The following is a 17034-nucleotide window of genomic DNA, read 5'->3' on the forward strand; positions in this document are numbered from 1 at the left end:
GCGCCCCGGACGGACAGCACCGGGCGCCCCGCGCGCCACCCGTGCGGATGCCGCCCGCGCCCGCCGGAACTCTTCCGTCCCCCTCCCGCGTTCTGTGCGTGTGACCCTTCAGCAAGAGATCGTCGGCAACGCCATGCAGATGGCGGTCGTCAACCTGCACCCCGGCCAGACCGTGTACTGCGAGGCCGGGAAGTTCCTGTTCAAGACGACGAACGTGACCATGGAGACGCGGCTGTCCGGACCCTCCGGCGGCACCGCACCACAACCAAACGGCCCGGGCGCCGGCATGGGCGGCATGTTGCGCCAGGCCATGGGCACCGCCATGCAGGTGGGCCAGCGCATGATGGCGGGCGAGTCGGTCGCGTTCCAGTACTTCACCTCCCAGGGCGGCGAGGGCACGGTCGGCTTCGCGGGCGTGCTCCCGGGTGAGATGCGCGCCCTGGAGCTGAACGGCACGCGCGCGTGGTTCGCCGAGAAGGACGCCTTCGTGGCCGCCGAGTCCACCGTCGAGTTCGGCATCGCCTTCGCCGGCGGGCGGACCGGCAGGAGCGGCGGCGAGGGCTTCGTCCTGGAGAAGTTCACCGGGCACGGCACGGTGATCATCGCCGGCGCGGGCAACTTCATCGACCTCGACCCGGCCGACTTCGGCGGCCGTATCGAGGTCGACACCGGCTGCGTGGTGGCTTTCGAGGAGGGCATCGAGTACGGCGTCCAGCGCATCGGCGGCCTGAACCGGCAGGGCCTCATGAACGCCGTGTTCGGCGGCGAGGGCCTGTCCCTGGCCACGCTGGAGGGCAGCGGCCGGGTGATCCTCCAGTCGCTCACCATCGAGAGCCTCGCCAACGCCCTGAAGAAGGCCCAGGGCGGTGACAAGCAGGGTCCGACCGGTGGCATGTTCTCGACGCACACGGGCTGAGTCGCGGGCGGGGTCCGAGGGGACGGCGGACCCCGCACCCGCCGTGCGGGCGTACGGACTTACCGCAGGGCCCCGGCCGGGTTAACTTCCCGCGAACGCGCGTGACGCGATGGGAAAATCTTCAACTTTGACGTTGACATGCCAATCTCTACGCGCGTCATCATGAAGCCATGAACTTCCCCCCACGCGCGACCCGCATCGGCGCCGCAGCCGCGCTCCTGTCCGCCCTCCTCGTGGGCGGCACCGTCACCGCCGGCACGGCGGACGCGGCGGCGGCGTCCGTCGGCAGCGTCTGCTACGGCGCCCTGCCGTCGCAGGCCCACACCACCCTGCACCTGATCGACCAGGGCGGCCCCTTCCCGTACGCGCAGGACGGGACCGTCTTCCAGAACCGGGAGGGCGTCCTGCCCCGGCAGACGAGCGGCTACTACCACGAGTACACGGTGCAGACCCCCGGCTCCTCCACCCGCGGCGCCCGGCGCGTCATCACCGGCAAGGCCTACGACGAGGACTACTACACCGCCGACCACTACGCCAGCTTCGACCTGATCGACTACGGCTGCTGAGGCCGTCCGGTCGGCCGCACCGCTTTGCCGCCCGCGCGGTGCGGCCGGCAAAGCGGTGCGTCCGGCCCGCGCTCAGCCGGGATCCCGGCTCTCCGCGACGGCGAACAGCACGAACGCCAGCACCAGCAGGGCGGCGCTCGCCCAGACCCCGTAGCCGTCGAGGAAGCCGAGCCGCTGCACGAGTCCCACGTCCCAGTCGGTGAACTCGTGCACCAGGCCCAGCACTCCCTGCACCAGGGCGACGAATCCGAGAACCTCCAGCAGACCTTTCACGGCACGAGTCTCACCCCGCGGCCTTCCCCGCACATCGGCCGCGGGGCGGATTCCGCCCCGCCACACGGCCGCACCCCGGCCGGCGCCCGCCGCCGAAAGTTCACGGTGCCGCGACTTCGGTCGGTGATCCGGGCACGGAGCGGCGGCGATGCGCGGCCCGTGCGTAGATTGGCCGATCGTGAGCACTGACGAGCCGGCGCGGGCGGCGCGGGAGTTCGCCGGCCACCGCTGGCTGTTCCCCTCCGCCCTGATGCGCGAACTGGAGCCCGACGGCGAGGAGTCCGCCCGGCGGCACAGGCGTACGGCGCGGGACTGGGCCGTCGACCTCTCCTGCTTCCTGCTGGCCGTCGGCATCTGCCTGGCGGCCGCCCGGTCCCTGGCCGACGAACCGGGTCTGCCGCACTCCCTCGCCGTCCTCGACCAGGTCCTGGGCGCCCTCGCCTGCGCCGCTCTGTGGCTGCGCCGCCGCCGGCCGGTCGGGCTCGCCGTCGCGATGATCCCGGTCGGCATGCTGTCCAACACCTCGGGCGGCGCGGCGATGGTCGCCCTGTTCACCCTCGCCGTGCACCGGCCCTTCCGGTACGTGGCCTGGATCGGCGGTGCCGGGCTCGCGCTGGTCCCGCTGTTCTTCTGGTTGCGGCCCGACCCCGACCTGCCTTACGCCGGCATCGTCGCGTTCACCACCCTGATCACCGTGTCCGTGACCGGCTGGGGCATGCTCGTCCGCTCCAAGCGGATGCTGATGCTCAGCCTGAGGGACCGGGCCCGGCGGGCGGAGACCGAGGCCCGACTGCGCGCCGAGCAGGCCCAGCGGTTGGCCCGGGAGGCCATCGCCCGCGAGATGCACGATGTCCTGGCCCACCGGCTCACCCTGCTCAGTGTCCACGCGGGCGCGCTGGAGTTCCGGCCGGACGCGTCCCGTGAGGAGATCGCGCGCGCCGCCGGCGTGATCCGGGAGAGCGCCCACGAAGCCCTCCAGGACCTGCGGGAGATCATCGGCGTCCTGCGCACCGGCGACGCCGAGGAGCCGCCCGGCGAGCGGCCCCAGCCGACGCCGGCCGCGCTGGACGCCCTCGTCGCCGAGTGCCGCGAGGCCGGTATGAAGATCACCCTCGAACGCCGTGTCACCGATCCGGCCGCCGTCCCCGCCGCCGTCGGCCGCACCGCCTACCGCATCGCCCAGGAGGCCCTCACCAACGCCCGCAAGCATGCGCCCGGCACCGAGGTCACGGTCCGCCTCGCCGGCGCCCCCGGCGACGGCCTGGCCGTCACCGTCACCAATGCCGCCCCGCCCGCCCGGGTCCCGCCCGTCCCCGGCTCCGGACAGGGCCTGATCGGTCTCAGGGAACGCGCCACGCTGGCGGGAGGGCACCTGGAGCACGGCCCGCGGCCCGACGGCGGGTTCGAGGTGCGGGGGTGGCTGCCCTGGTCCCTGGCGTGACGGGCGCGGACCGCACGCGCGCGCGTGCCCCCAGGTTCCGGTCCGCCCCCTGCGTTCCCGCCCCCGGCCGTGGTTACGTGATCCCATGACTGCGACCCCGATCAGGCTCCTCATCGTGGACGACGACCCCCTCGTACGGGCCGGGCTGGCCCTGATGATCAGCGGGGCCGAGGACATCGACATCGTCGGGGAGGCCGGCGACGGCGCGGCGGCCGAGGAACTCGTGCGCCGCACCGCGCCGGACGTCGTCCTCATGGACCTCCGCATGCCGTCGGTGGACGGACTCACCGCCACCCGGCGGCTGCGCGCCCGGCCCGACGCGCCGCAGGTCGTGGTGCTCACCACCTTCCACGCCGATGAACAGGTGCTGCACGCCCTGCGCGCCGGCGCCGCCGGCTTCGTACTGAAGGACACCCCGCCCGCCGAGATCGTCGACGCCGTGCGCCGGGTCGCGGCCGGCGACCCCGTCCTGTCGCCCGCCGTCACCCGGCAGCTGATGCGGCACGCGGCCGGCAGCGCCGCCGACGTGCGGCGCGCACGCGCGCGCGAACGCCTCGCCGTCCTCAACGACCGTGAACGCGAGGTGGCCGTCGCCGTCGGCCGCGGACTCGCCAACGCCCGGATCGCCACCGAGCTGTTCATGAGCGTGGCCACCGTCAAGACCCACGTCTCCCGCGTCCTCGCGCGGCTCGGCCTCGACAACCGGGTGCAGATCGCCCTGCTGGCCCACGACGCGGGATGGCTAGAGAACGACGACGGGGACCAGGCACCGGGCAGGGGTTCCGGAAGACGTCGCTGACCGCGCCGCGAAGCGCCGCGCGGCCACGTCCCCGTGCCGGATCACCCAGTGGACGGTGGCGCTCTCCCGGCGCCGCACCTCCATGCCGGCACACGGTCGGCCAGGAGCACCCGGTCGGAGACGTCGTCCGAGACCGGTCCGTCCCACCGGCCCGCTTCCGCGGCTCTGCCGGCCCCGACACGGCATCGGCGACCGGGTCGGCGCGGACGGCCTCCTCATCGGTGTGCCGCCCGATCCGCGGCGGCCCCTCGGGGGCGATGCCGGCACGGGTGCTGCCCCGGGCCGCGACGAGTCCCCCGGCACGGGTGCTGCCCCGGGCCGCGACGAGTCCCCCGGAGCGGGGATGCCCGGGAAGCGGTCCGATCCGCGGCTCGCCGAGGAGTTCGACGGACGGGGGCCGGCCGGGCGGGGGCCGATTCGGCGGTCCGCTCCTGCTCCCGGCCGACTCCCCGGCCCCCACACCCCTTCGTCGCCTCCCTCGACCTCGCGGCCCCGCGCCCCGGCGTCGCGCGGGGGCGGGCGGTGGCCGCCCGCCGTCCGACGGGCCCTCCCGCGAGCGCGGTGCGCGCCGGTCAGCCGTAGGGAGGGGACGCCCGGTCCGGCACCTCCGTCAGGGGCACCGGTCGCCGCTCGCGGCGGGAGATCTCGCAGGCCTCCGCGATCCGCAGCGCCTGCAACGCCTCCCGGCCGTCGCAGGGGTTGGGCCGCTCGCCCCGCACGACCTCCACGAAGGCCTCGAGTTCGGCCTCGTAGGCGGGCCCGAACCGGTCCACGAACCCGGACCACGGCTTGTCGGCGGGTGGCGGGCCGGTCGGCTCGGTGGACGCGAGGGGCGTACGGTCGTCCAGGCCCACCACCACCGTGTCCCGCTCCCCGGCCAGCTCCATCCGCACGTCGTACCCCGCGCCGTTCAGCCGCGCCGCCGTCGCCGTGGCCAGGGTGCCGTCGTCCAGGGTGAGCAGCGCCGCCCCGGTGCCGACGTCACCCGCGTCGCGGAACATCCCGGGACCGCCGTCGTACCCGGTGGCGTAGACGTCGAGCACCTCGCGGCCCGTGACCCAGCGCAGTACGTCGAAGTCGTGGATCAGCGTGTCGCGGAACAGCCCGCCGGACACGGGCAGCCAGTCGGCCGGGGGAGGGGACTGGTCGCAGGTCATGGCCCGCACGGTGTGCAGCCGGCCGAGCCGGCCCGCGCGCACGGCCTCCCGGGCGCCGGCGTAGCCCGCGTCGAAGCGCCGCTGGAAGCCCATCTGCAGCACCGTCCCGGCCGCCTCCACCTCGGCGAGGGCGGCCAGCGTGCCCGGCAGGTCCAGGGCGATCGGCTTCTCGCAGAACACGGGCAGTCCGGAGCGGGCGGCCCGGCCGATCAGCTCGGCGTGGGCCGGTGTCGCCGTGGTGATCACCACCGCGTCCACGCCCCACCTGAAGATCTCGTCCACGCCCGGCGCCGCCGTCTCGCCCAGCCGGTGGGCCAGTTCCTGGGCACGCGCCGGGTCCGCGTCCGTCAGGATCAGCGAGCCGACCTCGCGGTGACGGCTGAGCGTCCTCGCGTGAAGGGTGCCGATGCGGCCCGTACCGATGACCCCGATGCGCATGGAAACAAAGTGAACGGCGACCCCGCACCCTGTCAATGCGTATGTCCTGACAATCGGACTACACGACTTCCCGTCAACCAGGCACCGGACTACGCTCGGGCCCGTGCCGAAACCAGATGTGGACCCGACCGTGCCGCTCGACCTCCGCGTGGACCGTAGCTCCCCGGTGCCGCTGTACTTCCAGCTCGCCCAGCAGCTGGAGGCCGCCATCGAGCAGGGCCGGCTCACCCCGGGCAGTCTGCTGGGCAACGAGATCGAGCTGGCCGCGCGGCTCGGCCTCTCCCGGCCGACCGTCCGCCAGGCCATCCAGTCCCTCGTCGACAAGGGGCTCCTCGTCCGGCGCCGGGGCGTGGGGACACAGGTCGTGCACAGCCAGGTCAAGCGCCCGCTGGAACTGAGCAGCCTCTACGACGACCTGGCTGCGGCCGGCCAGCGGCCCGCGACCACGGTGCTGGTCAACACGGTCGTCCCGGCCTCCGCCGCGGTGGCCGCCGCCCTCGGCGTCGCCGAGGGCGGCGACGTCCACCGTGTCGAGCGGCTCCGGCTCGCGCACGGCGAGCCGATGGCGTACCTGATCAACCACCTGCCGCCCGGCCTGCTCGACCTGGACACCGGCCGGCTGGAGGCCACCGGGCTGTACCGGCTGATGCGCTCCGCCGGGATCACCCTGCACAGCGCCCGCCAGTCCATCGGCGCCCGCGGTGCCACCGCCCCCGAGGCCGAGCGCCTCACCGAGACCGAGGGCGCCCCCCTGCTCACCATGCAGCGCACCACCTTCGACGACACCGGCCGCGCGGTGGAGTTCGGTGACCACATCTACCGTCCGACCCGCTACTCCTTCGAGTTCCAGCTGCTCGTACGCTCCTGACCGGCCTCCCTCCGCTGCGCGTCCGGCGTCCCCATGTCCGGACAAGGCGACCGGCGGGCGATCCCCGCCCGTGTCACCGCCGCTGCCCGTGTTCGATACTGAAGTGTTTGGGGCTGGTGAGGTCACCGCCGGGACACGCCGACGGCAGAGGTCGCCCGCCCCTCACGCACGTCGGAGCAGAGCAACAGCACAGCAAGAAGGGCACGGCCTCGTGGCACGGTTTCGGACCTGGGTAGGCATAGCGCTGGCGGGGGCACTCTCCGTGTCGCTCGCCGCGTGCAGCAGCACCGGAGGCAAGCGGGCGGAGGACGCCCGCAAGGCCGCCGCCGCCCAGGGCAGGGCGGCGGTGAACACCCCTCGCTGGACCTTCGCGATGATCACCCACTCGGGGGACGGCGACACCTTCTGGGACATCGTGCAGAGCGGCGCCAGACAGGCCGCCGTCAAGGACAACATCAAGTTCCTGTACTCGCACGACGACGAGGCCCAGCAGCAGGCGCAGCTGGTGGACGCGGCCGTCGACAAGAAGGTCGACGGCATCATCGTCACCCTCGCCAAGCCGGACGCCATGAAGGCCGCCGTGGCCCGCGCCGAGAAGGCCGGCATCCCGGTGATCACGGTGAACTCCGGCTCCGAGGAGTCCAAGGCCTTCGGCGCCCTCACCCACATCGGCCAGGACGAGACGATCGCCGGCGAGGCCGTCGGCGACGAGCTGAACCGGCGCGGCAAGAAGAAGGCCCTGTGCGTGCTGCACGAGCAGGGCAACGTCGGCCACGAGCAGCGGTGCGACGGCGTCGCCCAGACCTTCCGCGGCAAGCTCCAGAAGCTCTACGTCAACGGCACCGACATGCCCGACGTCCAGTCCGCGATCGAGGCCAAGCTCCAGGCCGACAAGTCCGTCGACTCCGTCGTCACCCTCGGCGCGCCCTACGCCGACACCGCCGTCAAGGCCCGGTCGGACGCGGGCAGCAAGGCCGAGGTCGACACCTTCGACCTCAACGCCACGGTCGCGGCCTCGCTGAAGAACGGCACCCTCGGCTTCGCCGTGGACCAGCAGCCGTACCTCCAGGGCTACCAGGCCGTCGACCTGCTGTGGCTGTACAAGTACAACGGCGACGTCCTCGGCGGCGGCAAGCCGGTCCTGACCGGCCCGCAGATCATCACCAAGGACCAGGCGTCCGCGCTGGCGGAGTACACGCAGCGGGGCACGCGATGAGCGCGACCACGGAACCGGCCGCCGACGAGAGGCTTCTGCCCGCCTCGTCGCTGCGGCGACTGCTCTCCCGCCCGGAACTGGGATCCGTCGTCGGCGCCCTCGCCGTCCTCGTCTTCTTCGCCTGCGCCGCCGACGGTTTCCTGCGCGCCTCCAGCCTCAGCACGGTCCTCTACGCCTCCTCGACCATCGGCATCATGGCCGTACCCGTGGCCCTGCTGATGATCGGTGGCGAGTTCGACCTGTCGGCGGGCGTCCTGGTGACGTCCTCGGCGCTGGTCTCCTCGATGTTCAGCTACCAGATGACCGCGAACGCCTGGGTCGGCGTCGGCGTGTCGCTGCTGGTCACCCTGGCCGTCGGCGCGTTCAACGGCTTCATGCTCACCCGCACGAAGCTGCCCAGCTTCATCGTCACCCTGGGCACGTTCCTCATGCTGACCGGCATGAACCTCGGCTTCACCAAGCTGATCGACGGCACCGTCTCCACCAAGACCATCGGCGACATGGAGGGCTTCCCGAGCGCCCACGCCGTCTTCGCCTCGACGCTCACCGTCGGCGGCGTCGGCGTCAAGGTCACCATCCTGTGGTGGCTCGGCCTGGTGGCCGTCGCCTCCTGGATCCTGCTGCGCACCCGCGCCGGCAACTGGATCTTCGCCGTCGGCGGCAACGAGGACGCGGCCCGCGCGGTGGGTGTCCCGGTCGCCAGCACCAAGATCGGCCTCTACATGGGCGTCGCCCTCGGCGCCTGGATCTCCGGCCAGCACCTGCTCTTCTCCTTCGACGCCGTCCAGTCCGGCGAGGGCGTCGGCAACGAGCTCATCTACATCATCGCGGCCGTCATCGGCGGCTGCCTGATCACCGGCGGCTACGGCAGCGCGGTCGGCTCCGCCGTGGGCGCGCTCCTGTTCGGCATGACCAGCAAGGGCATCGTCTTCGCCGAGTGGAACCCCGACTGGTTCAAGTTCTTCCTCGGAGCGATGCTGCTCCTCGCGACCCTGCTCAACGCCTGGGTCCGCAAGCGCGCGGAGGCCTCCAAGTGACACTCGTCGAGCTGACCGGCGTCAGCAAGCGCTACGGCACCGTCCGCGCCCTCGAAGGGGTCTCCCTGGAGGTCCGCGCGGGCGAGATCACCTGTGTCCTCGGCGACAACGGCGCGGGCAAGTCGACACTGATCAAGGTGATCGCCGGTCTGCACCGGCACGACGCCGGCACCCTGCGCATCGAGGGCGAGGAGACCACCCTCTCCTCGCCCCGGGACGCCCTGGACCGCGGCATCGCCACCGTCTACCAGGACCTCGCCGTCGTCCCCCTCATGCCGGTCTGGCGCAACTTCTTCCTCGGCTCCGAACCCCGCACGGGCGTGGGCCCCTTCAAGCGGCTGGACACCGGCCTCATGCGCCGCACCACCCGCGAGGCCCTGCTCCGCATGGGCATCGACCTCCGCGACGTCGACCAGCCCATCGGCACCCTCTCCGGCGGCGAACGCCAGTGCGTGGCGATCGCTCGGGCCGTCCACTTCGGTGCGAAGGTCCTGGTCCTGGACGAGCCGACGGCGGCCCTGGGCGTGAAGCAGTCCGGTGTGGTGCTGAAATATGTGGCTGCCGCACGTGACGAAGGTCTGGGCGTTGTCCTGATCACCCACAACCCGCATCACGCGTATCTGGTGGGGGACAGGTTCGTGCTGCTCCGGCGCGGCACCATGGTGGGCAACCACACACGGGACGAGATCACCCTGGACGCGCTGACGCGCCAGATGGCGGGCGGATCCGACCTGGAGACCCTGCGCCACGAACTACGACGCGGCTGAGCGACGCGGGGCCGGTCCGGCGCACGGCCACGCGCGAGGCCGCGGCCGGCCGGCCCGCGGCCTCGCCCGGCACCGGACGGGCACTGCCTCGTCCCGCCCCGCGCAGCACTCGGCGTGAGCGTGCGGCAGAATCGACAAGCGATGAGCACCTACCGCGACCTCACCGCCCCCATCGGCTCCCGCCGGGCCCCCGTGCTCCGTACGGTCGGCACCCGCGAACGCCGGTCCCACCTGACCGCGCCCCGGGTGCCGACGGTGGGCATCGACATCGGCGGCACCAAGGTCATGGCGGGCGTCGTGGACGCCGAGGGCAACATCCTGGAGAAGCTCCGCACGGAGACCCCGGACAAGTCCAAGAGCCCCAAGGTCGTCGAGGACACCATCGCCGAACTCGTCCTGGACCTCTCCGACCGGCACGACGTGCACGCGGTCGGCATCGGCGCCGCCGGCTGGGTCGACGCCGACCGCAACCGCGTCCTGTTCGCGCCCCACCTCTCCTGGCGCAATGAGCCCCTGCGCGACCGCCTCGCCAGCCGGCTCTCCGTGCCCGTCCTCGTCGACAACGACGCCAACACCGCCGCCTGGGCGGAATGGCGCTTCGGCGCCGGCCGCGGCGAGGACCACCTCGTCATGATCACCCTCGGCACCGGCATCGGCGGCGCCATCCTGGAGGACGGCCAGGTCAAGCGCGGCAAGTTCGGCGTCGCCGGCGAGTTCGGCCACATGCAGGTCGTCCCCCAGGGACACCGCTGCCCGTGCGGCAACCGCGGCTGCTGGGAGCAGTACAGCTCCGGCAACGCGCTCGTCCGTGAGGCCAGGGAACTGGCCGCCGCCGACTCCCCGGTGGCCTACGGGATCATCGAGCACGTCAACGGCAGCATCGGCGACATCACCGGCCCCATGATCACCGAGCTGGCCCGCGAGGGCGACGCGATGTGCGTGGAGCTGCTCCAGGACATCGGGCAGTGGCTCGGCGTCGGCATCGCCAACCTCGCCGCCGCCCTCGACCCCTCCTGCTTCGTGATCGGCGGCGGTGTCTCGGCTGCCGACGACCTGCTCATCGGCCCCGCCCGGGAAGCCTTCAAACGCCACCTCACCGGCCGCGGCTACCGGCCCGAGGCCCGCATCGTCCGCGCCCAGCTCGGCCCCGAGGCCGGCATGGTGGGCGCCGCCGACCTGGCCCGGCTGGTCGCCCGCCGCTTCCGCCGCGCCAAACGCCGCCGCGTGGAACGCCACGAGCGCTACGAGCGCTACGAGCGCTACACCCAGTCCCGCCGCGACGCGGACACGGCATGACCGCGGCGCTGCCCCGCCAGGCCCCCCCGCCGGACGAACCCCGCCGGCCGGCCGAGGACCCGCGCCACAAGGCCAGACGCCGGGCGCTCACCCTGTTGATCATCGTCCTGCTCATCGGCGTACCGGCCGGCTACCTGGTGATCTCCGCCAACCAGAGCCGCAACAGCGGCAAGGACAAGGAGGAGAAGTACTCGGCGACCGGCCTCACCCCGGGCTGGCCGTCGAAGGTGCAGCGCCGCCTCTACCAGGTGACCGTCCCCCACCCCGCCGGCGACATCGCCTACTACGAGACCAACAACTGGAAGACCAGCCGCCTCTACGTGCAGTTCCGCACCAATCCCGCCGGCCTGGACAGCTTCCTCCAGACCATGGGCGCGCGCCGGGACCAGCTGAGGAAGAACGAGATCGCCGTCGGCGAACGCGACCGGAAGGTCAGCGGCTGGACCTTCACCGGCCCCGGCCCCTGGTGGGGCCTGACCCACGCGCAGAAGAACCCGGCGCCGACCCAGGACGTGGTCGTCAACCTGTCCGACCCGGAGCGCCCGATGGTGTTCGTCGTCTCCCGCACGGTCCCCTGACCACCGGCCCCGCCCCGCCCCCGGAGCCGACTGTCGGACCCCGCCCGTAGAGTCGAAGACATCGCGAACGGACACCCGGACGGGAGGTGGCAGGACGTATGGACGGCACGGCGGCGCTCGCCGAGCGCAGGGGCGGCGGCCCGGGGGCGGACACCGGGCACCCGGTCCCGGCGCGCCTCGCGTCCGTCTACCTGCCCGCGCCCCTGCCGCGCGAGGGCCGCCTCGCCTTCTGGGACCCCGACGGCGACCCGCTGCCCCCCGCGGCCGGGACCGACGCCCAGGAACTGACGGTCGTGCGACGCCACGGTGCCGGCGTGCGCCGCCGGCAGGTGCCCGCGCTGACCCTGCCGCTCGCCGAGGCCCTGCCGCTGCTCGCCCGCGCCCGCCGCGACCCGGCCGCCCACCCGGCCACCGCCTGCTGGGGCGCCGCCGCCCTGCACGCCCTGCGGCTCGTCGCCCGCGGCCGGCTGCTCCCCGGCCTGACCCCCACCGGTCACGACGCCTGGCGGGCCGGCCCACTGGAACCCGACGACATCGCCCACCTGCGCGCGATCGCCGCCGCCCTGCCCCCCGAGGGCCACGCCGTGCCGCTCCCGGGCCCGGGCACGCTCCGGCTGCCCGAACCCGAGGCCCTGGTCCGCGCCTTCCTGGACGCGGTCGCCGACACCCTGCCCCGTACCCCCGCGGCCTTCGCCGCCGCCGGCCGCCCGTTCGCCGCCCGCGAGCCGCAGGCGCTGCCCGGGGCCCACGCCTGGGCCGCCGAGGTCGCCGCCGGCATGGACGCCGGTGTGCGCGTCTCCCTCCGCCTGGACCTGTCCGCGTACGACGTGTTCGACGCCGGCGCGCACGAGGACACGCGCGCCGCGGGAGCCGCCATCGTGCAGGTCCACAGCCTCGCCGACCCCACCCTGGTGGCCGACGCGGCGGCCCTGTGGGCCGGAGAGGCCGACACGGCGTTCGGCCCCCGCGCGCGCGTCGACGCGGCCCTGGCCGTACGGCGCGCCGCCCGCGTGTGGCCGCCCCTGGACCGCCTCGCCCAGCAGGACGTACCCGACGTCCTCGCCCTCTCCGAGGAAGAGCTGGGCGAACTGCTCGGCGTCGCCGCGAGCCGGCTGGCCGCCGCCGGCGTCGCCGTCCACTGGCCCCGCGACCTTGCCCGCGATCTGACCGCCGCCGCGGTGGTCCGGCCGGCGCCCGGCTCGGCGACCGACGGCACCGGCTTCTTCGAGAGCGAGGACCTGCTCCGGTTCCGCTGGCAGCTGGCACTCGGCGGCGACCCGCTCAGCGAGGCCGAGATGGACACCCTCGCCGAGGCCCACCGCCCCGTCGTACGGCTCCGGGACCGCTGGGTGCTCGTCGACCCCGCCCTCGTCGGCAAGGCCCGCAAACGCGAACTGGGCCTGCTCGATCCCGTCGACGCGCTGTCCGTCGCACTCACCGGCACCGCCGAGGTCGACGGCGAGACAGTCGAGGCCGTACCCGCCGGCGCGCTCGCCGCCCTCCGCGACCGCCTCACCGCGGGCCTGCACCCCGCCGACCCGCCCCCCGGCCTGCACGCCACCCTCCGCGACTACCAGCTGCGCGGCCTCGCCTGGCTCGACCTCATGACCTCCCTCGGCCTCGGCGGCTGCCTCGCCGACGACATGGGCCTCGGCAAGACCGTCACCCTCATCGCCCTGCACCTCAAGCGGGCCCGCACCGAACCGACCCTCGTCGTCTGCCCGGCCTCCCTCCTCGGCAACTGGCAGCGCGAGATCACCCGGTTCGCGCCCGGCGTCCCCGTCCGCCGCTTCCACGGCCCCGACCGCACCCTGGACGACCTCGCCGGCGGCTTCCTCCTCACCACGTACGGCACGATGCGCTCCACCGCCGCGCGACTCGCCGAACAGCCCTGGGGCATGGTCGTCGCCGACGAGGCCCAGCACGTGAAGAACCCGTACTCGGCCACCGCGAAGGCACTGCGCACCATCCCCGCCCCGGCGCGCGTGGCACTCACCGGAACCCCCGTCGAGAACAACCTCTCCGAGCTGTGGGCCCTGCTCGACTGGACCACCCCCGGCCTCCTCGGCCCGCTGAAGTCCTTCCGGGCCCGGCACGCCCGCGCGGTGGAGAACGGCGAGGACGCCGAAGCCGTCGAGCGACTCTCCCGCCTGGTCCGCCCCTTCCTGCTGCGCCGCAAGAAGTCCGACCCCGGCATCGTCCCCGAACTGCCGCCCAAGACCGAGACGGACCACCCGGTGCCGCTCACCCGGGAGCAGGCCGCGCTGTACGAGGCGGTGGTGCGCGAATCGATGCTGGCCATCGAGACCGCCGAGGGCATGGCCCGCCGGGGCCTGGTGCTCAAGCTGCTCGGTGCCCTCAAGCAGATCTGCGACCACCCGGCGCTGTACCTGAAGGAGCAGCCGCGCCCCGACGGCCTGGCCGCCCGCTCGGGCAAACTCGCCCTCCTGGACGAACTGCTGGACACCCTGCTCGCCGAGGACGGCTCCGCGCTCGTCTTCACCCAGTACGTCGGCATGGCCCGCCTCCTCACCGCCCACCTGTCTGCCCGCGCCATCCCCATGGACCTCCTGCACGGCGGCACCCCGGTGCCCGAGCGCGAGCGCATGGTCGACCGCTTCCAGAGCGGCGCGATTCCGGTCCTCGTCCTCTCCCTCAAGGCCGCCGGCACCGGCCTGAACCTCACCCGCGCGGGCCATGTCGTCCACTTCGACCGCTGGTGGAACCCCGCCGTCGAGGAGCAGGCCACCGACCGCGCCTACCGCATCGGACAGACCCAGCCCGTCCAGGTCCACCGCCTGGTCACCGAGGGCACCGTCGAGGACCGCATCGCCGAGATGCTCGCCGCCAAGCGCGCCCTCGCGGACGCCGTCCTCGGCTCCGGCGAGGCCGCGCTCACCGAACTGACCGACCGTGAACTGTCCGACCTCGTCTCCCTGCGGAGGACCCGGTGACGGCCGCCGACCGCCCCGGAGACGCCGCCCGCCGGGCCCTGCGGGCGGCCAGGAACCGCCCCGAGGCCGACACCCGGCCCCCGGCCCCTCAGGCCCAGCACCCGGTCACGGACCCGGCGCAGACCCCCGGCTCCGTGGAGCCGCACCCGGCCGAGGGGGCGCGCGCGCAGGTCCGGGGTGGCGGTGAGCCGGGGGCCGGGGAGGGAGAGCGGGCGGTGCTTCCGGGGCGTGGGGACCTGGGAGCGGGAGATGAGGCGCGTGCCGTGGCTCCGGGTGGTGGTGAGCCGGAGGCGAGTGAAGAGGAGCGGGTGGTGCTGCCGGAGGAGGGTGAGCCGGAGGCGGCCGAGATGGCGCGCGCCGCGCTCAGGGCTGCCGTTGCCACGCGCCGGGACAGCGCCGTCACACCGCCGGCCGCCGGTTCGGCACCGGCGCCCGACGCCCGCGCCGACGCCACGGGGCCGGAGGCGGGGTCGGCCGGTGCCGCGGGCAGGCGTCCCGGTGATATCGCCCGCGAGGCGCTGCGCGCGGCCCGGCGGGAAGCCCTCAGCGCGGAGGCGGAGGAGCGCCGGCGTGGGCGGCGCGTACCGACGGGTTCCGGTCCCTCCGGGCCGGGCTCCCCGTCCGCACCGGGGGAGGGCGGCGGGGGCGCCAGGACCAGGGCCGTGCAGGACATGCGGCACTACTTGGCGAACGCCTTCCGGATGCCCACGTGGGCGGAATCCCCGGAGGAGGGGGCGGAGCCCGAGAGCGGAGTGGAGCCCGAGCGGTCCGTGGAGTCTGAGGTGTGCGTGGAGTCCGAGGGGTGCCTGGAGCCCGGGGGGTCGTCGGAGTCTGAGGGGTGCTTGGAGTCTGAGGGGTGCCTGGAGCCCGGGGGGGCGTCGGAGTCTGAGGGGTGCTTGGAGTCTGAGGGGTGCCTGGAGCCCGGGGGGGCGTCGGAGTCTAAGGGGTGCGTGGAGCCTCAGGGGTCCCTGAAGTCCGAGAGGACGGTGGAGTCGAAGGGGCTGGTGGAGTCCGGGGGGTCGGTGGCGCCCCAGGAGCCCACCCGGGCCACGACCACACCCACCGAGCCGCCCTCTTCGGCGTCTGCGGTCACACAGCCGCCCACCCCTCCGCCCTCCACACCCCCGGCGCCCGCGTCCGCCCACCCGCCCGCGCCGTCGACACCCGCTTCCCCGCCCCCCGTGCCGTCAGCCCCCCGGCCCGTGCACTCGACCGCCTCATCCGCGCCCGCGGCACCCCCCGACGTCCCCTCGGCCCCGGCTTCCTGGACGCCCGCGTCTCCCTCACCGGCCCCCGCTCTCTGGCCCGCCGAGCCCGCCCCCGCCGGGTCCGCTCCCGTCGGGCCCGTGCACGCCGGGTCCGCTCCCGTCGGGCCCGTGCACGCTGGCTCGGTGTCCGCGTCGGCCGTTCGCGGGTCCGCGGCCGTGCAAGTGCCCGCCAGCATGGCCACCCCGCACCGGGACACGGAAGTACGGCGTACATTCGCGGCGTTCGGGCCGCGGGAAGCCCGCGGGGACGGGGAGCCGTTCGCGGGGACCTGGTGGGGGAACGCCTGGGTGGAGGCGCTGGAGCAGGGGGCGCTGGATCCCCAACGGCTGGCGCGTGGCCGTGGTTACGCGGACCAGGGGCATGTGGACGCGATCACCGTCACCCCGGGTCTTGTGCTGGCGTACGTGCGCGGCAGCCGGCCCCGGCCCTACCGCGTACAGGTGAGGCTACGGACGCTGGAGGACGAGGACTGGGAGCGATTCCTCAACGCGGCGGCCGACCGGCCGGGACACATCGCGGCGCTGCTCGACAATGAGCTGCCCCACTCCCTCGCCGACTGCGGCGTCGGCCTGCTGCCCGGCCCCGGCGACCTCGCCCCCCGGTGCAGCTGCCCCGACTCGGGCCACCCCTGCAAACACGCCGCCGCCCTCTGCTACCAGACGGCCCGCCTCCTCGACGCCGACCCGTTCGTGCTGCTCCTGCTCCGCGGCCGGGGCGAGAAGGAGCTGATCGACGCGCTGTCCCGGCGCAGCGCGGCCCGCGCGGCCCGTGCCGCCCGGGACCGGCAGCCGGAGTCCCTGCCCGGCATTCGGGCCGCGGACGCTCTCGCCCCGCGCCGACTACCGCCGCTGCCCCCGCCGTTGCCGGTGCCGCCGCATCCCGAGCAGCCCCCGGTGTATCCGTCGGCGCCCGGCGGTCCGGATCCCTTCGCCCTGGACCAGCTGGCGACCGACGCCGCCGCCCGCGCCCACGCGCTGCTCGGTACGGGACGCGATCCGGTCGGCGGGCTGACCCTGTGGCAGGACGCGGTACGCCTCGCCGCGGCCCGCCCCGGTTCCGGACTGACCGCCGGCACCCGCACGCTCTACGCCACGCTGGCCGGTGCGGCCGGCCGCACCCCGGCCGACCTGGCGCGGGCCGTCGCGGCCTGGCGGCAGGGCGGCGCGGAGGGGCTGGCCGTCCTGGAGGAGCCCTGGGATCCGCCGGCCGGCCGCTTCGACCGGGCCCGTCCGCTGCTGCTCGCCGCCGACCTCCCTGCGTTCCGCCCCCGGCGCAACCGCCTCACCCACCCGCGCGGCCACGTCCAGCTCCGCCTGGGCCGCGACGGCCTGTGGTACGCCTACGAGTCGGAGCCCGGCCGGGACGACTGGTGGCCCCGTGGCACTCCCGACCTCGACCCGGTGGGCGCCCTCACCGGACTCGGCGCACCGGACGGTCTGTGACCGGCACCGGCACCGGC

At 74.3% G+C, this 17034-nt stretch carries 14 protein-coding genes; 12 read left to right on the forward strand and 2 right to left on the reverse strand.

The window, feature by feature from the left end; all coding sequences use genetic code 11:
- Positions 1 to 100: 100 nt before the first annotated feature.
- Together ACGFT1_RS07155 and ACGFT1_RS07160 are read left to right on the forward strand one after the other, a co-directional pair.
- Positions 101 to 916, forward strand: a complete 816-nt coding sequence (locus ACGFT1_RS07155) for an AIM24 family protein (protein WP_373908025.1) — start codon at positions 101 to 103, stop codon at positions 914 to 916.
- Between the two features lie 170 nt (positions 917 to 1086).
- A complete protein-coding gene (locus tag ACGFT1_RS07160) occupies positions 1087 to 1482 on the forward strand; it encodes a ribonuclease domain-containing protein (protein ID WP_373908026.1) in 396 nt (131 codons plus the stop codon).
- Positions 1483 to 1554: 72 nt separating this feature from the next.
- Here ACGFT1_RS07160 and ACGFT1_RS07165 read toward each other — a convergent pair whose 3' ends face one another.
- Positions 1555 to 1755 carry a hypothetical protein gene (locus tag ACGFT1_RS07165; RefSeq protein ID WP_373908027.1) on the reverse strand — a complete coding sequence of 67 codons (201 nt, stop codon included), beginning with the start codon at positions 1753 to 1755 and terminating at the stop codon, positions 1555 to 1557.
- 178 nt (positions 1756 to 1933) lie between these two features.
- On the opposite strand from ACGFT1_RS07165, the gene ACGFT1_RS07170 reads away from it, so the two are divergent.
- Positions 1934 to 3196 carry a sensor histidine kinase gene (locus ACGFT1_RS07170; protein WP_373908028.1) on the forward strand — a complete coding sequence of 421 codons (1263 nt, stop codon included), beginning with the start codon at positions 1934 to 1936 and terminating at the stop codon, positions 3194 to 3196.
- An 85-nt stretch (positions 3197 to 3281) separates the two neighbouring features.
- Positions 3282 to 3995, forward strand: coding sequence for a response regulator (locus ACGFT1_RS07175; protein ID WP_373908029.1), 714 nt, complete (start codon positions 3282 to 3284; stop codon positions 3993 to 3995).
- 572 nt (positions 3996 to 4567) lie between these two features.
- On the opposite strand, the gene ACGFT1_RS07180 is transcribed toward ACGFT1_RS07175, so the two are convergent.
- Positions 4568 to 5590: a Gfo/Idh/MocA family oxidoreductase gene (locus tag ACGFT1_RS07180; RefSeq protein WP_373908030.1), complete on the reverse strand. Its 1023-nt coding sequence runs from the start codon at positions 5588 to 5590 to the stop codon at positions 4568 to 4570.
- A 130-nt stretch (positions 5591 to 5720) separates the two neighbouring features.
- Between ACGFT1_RS07180 and ACGFT1_RS07185 the strand changes: the two genes are divergently transcribed.
- From ACGFT1_RS07185 to ACGFT1_RS07220, 8 genes are all read left to right on the forward strand, one after another.
- Positions 5721 to 6458, forward strand: coding sequence for a GntR family transcriptional regulator (locus ACGFT1_RS07185; protein WP_373908235.1), 738 nt, complete (start codon positions 5721 to 5723; stop codon positions 6456 to 6458).
- Between the two features lie 211 nt (positions 6459 to 6669).
- Complete coding sequence (locus tag ACGFT1_RS07190) at positions 6670 to 7674, forward strand: sugar ABC transporter substrate-binding protein (RefSeq protein WP_373908031.1); 1005 nt, start codon at positions 6670 to 6672, stop codon at positions 7672 to 7674.
- On the forward strand, positions 7671 to 8711 hold the full coding sequence (locus ACGFT1_RS07195; protein ID WP_373908032.1) for an ABC transporter permease: 1041 nt from the start codon (positions 7671 to 7673) through the stop codon (positions 8709 to 8711). The genes ACGFT1_RS07190 and ACGFT1_RS07195 overlap by 4 nt, the downstream gene beginning before the upstream one ends.
- Positions 8708 to 9478: an ATP-binding cassette domain-containing protein gene (locus tag ACGFT1_RS07200; RefSeq protein WP_373908033.1), complete on the forward strand. Its 771-nt coding sequence runs from the start codon at positions 8708 to 8710 to the stop codon at positions 9476 to 9478. Before ACGFT1_RS07195 ends, ACGFT1_RS07200 begins: the two co-directional genes overlap by 4 nt.
- A gap of 141 nt (positions 9479 to 9619) precedes the next feature.
- Complete coding sequence (locus tag ACGFT1_RS07205) at positions 9620 to 10774, forward strand: ROK family glucokinase (RefSeq protein ID WP_373908034.1); 1155 nt, start codon at positions 9620 to 9622, stop codon at positions 10772 to 10774.
- Complete coding sequence (locus tag ACGFT1_RS07210; RefSeq protein WP_373908035.1) at positions 10771 to 11352, forward strand: sugar kinase; 582 nt, start codon at positions 10771 to 10773, stop codon at positions 11350 to 11352. Before ACGFT1_RS07205 ends, ACGFT1_RS07210 begins: the two co-directional genes overlap by 4 nt.
- A 98-nt stretch (positions 11353 to 11450) precedes the next feature.
- Positions 11451 to 14306: an SNF2-related protein gene (locus ACGFT1_RS07215; protein ID WP_373908036.1), complete on the forward strand. Its 2856-nt coding sequence runs from the start codon at positions 11451 to 11453 to the stop codon at positions 14304 to 14306.
- A 1004-nt stretch (positions 14307 to 15310) separates the two neighbouring features.
- Positions 15311 to 17017 (forward strand): SWIM zinc finger family protein, encoded by a 1707-nt coding sequence (locus ACGFT1_RS07220; protein ID WP_373908236.1) that lies wholly within the window; start codon positions 15311 to 15313, stop codon positions 17015 to 17017.
- Positions 17018 to 17034 lie beyond the last annotated feature (17 nt).

It is taken from the genome of Streptomyces sp. Y20, assembly GCF_043195475.1.
GTDB lineage: Bacteria > Actinomycetota > Actinomycetes > Streptomycetales > Streptomycetaceae > Streptomyces.